The 1,207-nt window shown below is 51.0% G+C and carries 12 tRNA genes; all 12 read right to left on the reverse strand.

The features are described 5' to 3' along the window. Positions 1-49: 49 nt before the first annotated feature. The 12 genes from HMPREF3177_RS08245 to HMPREF3177_RS08300 all read right to left on the reverse strand — a co-directional run bounded on the left by HMPREF3177_RS08245 (position 50) and on the right by HMPREF3177_RS08300 (position 1,121). Positions 50-139, reverse strand: a tRNA-Ser gene (locus tag HMPREF3177_RS08245). A 25-nt stretch (positions 140-164) separates the two neighbouring features. Beyond that, a tRNA-Ile gene (locus HMPREF3177_RS08250) sits at positions 165-238 on the reverse strand. An 8-nt stretch (positions 239-246) separates the two neighbouring features. Then, positions 247-320, reverse strand: a tRNA-Met gene (locus HMPREF3177_RS08255). Between the two features lie 33 nt (positions 321-353). Then, positions 354-429, reverse strand: a tRNA-Ala gene (locus HMPREF3177_RS08260). Between the two features lie 6 nt (positions 430-435). Continuing rightward, positions 436-509, reverse strand: a tRNA-Pro gene (locus tag HMPREF3177_RS08265). Between the two features lie 13 nt (positions 510-522). Next, a tRNA-Arg gene (locus HMPREF3177_RS08270) sits at positions 523-596 on the reverse strand. Positions 597-603: 7 nt separating this feature from the next. Continuing rightward, positions 604-692 (reverse strand) — tRNA-Leu (locus HMPREF3177_RS08275). A gap of 12 nt (positions 693-704) precedes the next feature. Continuing rightward, a tRNA-Gly gene (locus HMPREF3177_RS08280) sits at positions 705-779 on the reverse strand. Positions 780-794: 15 nt separating this feature from the next. Next, positions 795-879, reverse strand: a tRNA-Leu gene (locus HMPREF3177_RS08285). Between the two features lie 8 nt (positions 880-887). Further along, positions 888-960: transfer RNA gene (locus HMPREF3177_RS08290), tRNA-Lys, on the reverse strand. A gap of 4 nt (positions 961-964) precedes the next feature. Beyond that, positions 965-1,040 (reverse strand) — tRNA-Thr (locus HMPREF3177_RS08295). Positions 1,041-1,045: 5 nt separating this feature from the next. Continuing rightward, positions 1,046-1,121: transfer RNA gene (locus HMPREF3177_RS08300), tRNA-Val, on the reverse strand. Positions 1,122-1,207 lie beyond the last annotated feature (86 nt).

Consider the following 1,207-nt stretch of genomic DNA (forward strand, 5'->3'; position numbering starts at 1 on the left):
GAGCCCGACGAGCTACCAACTGCTCCATCCCGCGATAATAAAAAGAAAACGGAGGAAGAGGGATTCGAACCCCCGCGAGCTGTTACGCCCCTGTCGGTTTTCAAGACCGATCCCTTCAGCCAGGCTTGGGTATTCCTCCATAATAATATTAAATTAAAATTCGATGGACCTTGCAGGACTCGAACCTGCGACCAAACGGTTATGAGCCGTTTGCTCTAACCAACTGAGCTAAAGGTCCACTTTAAGTGGCGGTGGAGGGGATCGAACCCCCGACCTTTCGGGTATGAACCGAACGCTCTAGCCAGCTGAGCTACACCGCCTGGTATACTCATCAAACTTATATATAAAACTAATGGTGGAGAGTAGCGGGATCGAACCGCTGACCTCCTGCGTGCAAAGCAGGCGCTCTCCCAGCTGAGCTAACCCCCCATTATATCGGGAATATAGGATTCGAACCTACGACTCCTTGGTCCCAAACCAAGTGCTCTACCAAGCTGAGCTAATTCCCGTCACTTTTATATACGCGCCCAAGAGGAGTCGAACCCCTAACCTTCTGATCCGTAGTCAGACGCTCTATCCAATTGAGCTATGGGCGCTTAAAAATGGTGCCGAGGACCGGAATCGAACCGGTACGGTAATCACTTACCGCAGGATTTTAAGTCCTGTGCGTCTGCCTGTTCCGCCACCCCGGCGCAACCATTTAATGGAGCGGAAGACGGGATTCGAACCCGCGACCCCCACCTTGGCAAGGTGGTGTTCTACCACTGAACTACTTCCGCGATATTTAACTTTTATGGTGCGGGTAAAGGGAGTCGAACCCCCACGCCCGAAGGCGCTAGATCCTAAGTCTAGTGCGTCTGCCAATTCCGCCATACCCGCTTAAAGAGTGAGCCGTACAGGAATCGAACCTGTGACCCTCTGATTAAAAGTCAGATGCTCTACCGACTGAGCTAACGGCTCTAGATGGTGCCGGCCAGAGGACTTGAACCCCCAACCTACTGATTACAAGTCAGTTGCTCTACCAATTGAGCTAGGCCGGCATAAATGGTGGAGAATGGCGGGCTCGAACCACCGACCCCCTGCTTGTAAGGCAGGTGCTCTCCCAGCTGAGCTAATTCTCCGCAAGTATTATTATTACATATTTCTTGTATGTATGCAATACTTTTTTAAAATAAATGTTTGCCTAGCGACGTCCTACTCTAGCACG

The organism is Nosocomiicoccus sp. HMSC09A07, assembly GCF_001808485.1.
GTDB lineage: Bacteria > Bacillota > Bacilli > Staphylococcales > Salinicoccaceae > Nosocomiicoccus > Nosocomiicoccus ampullae_A.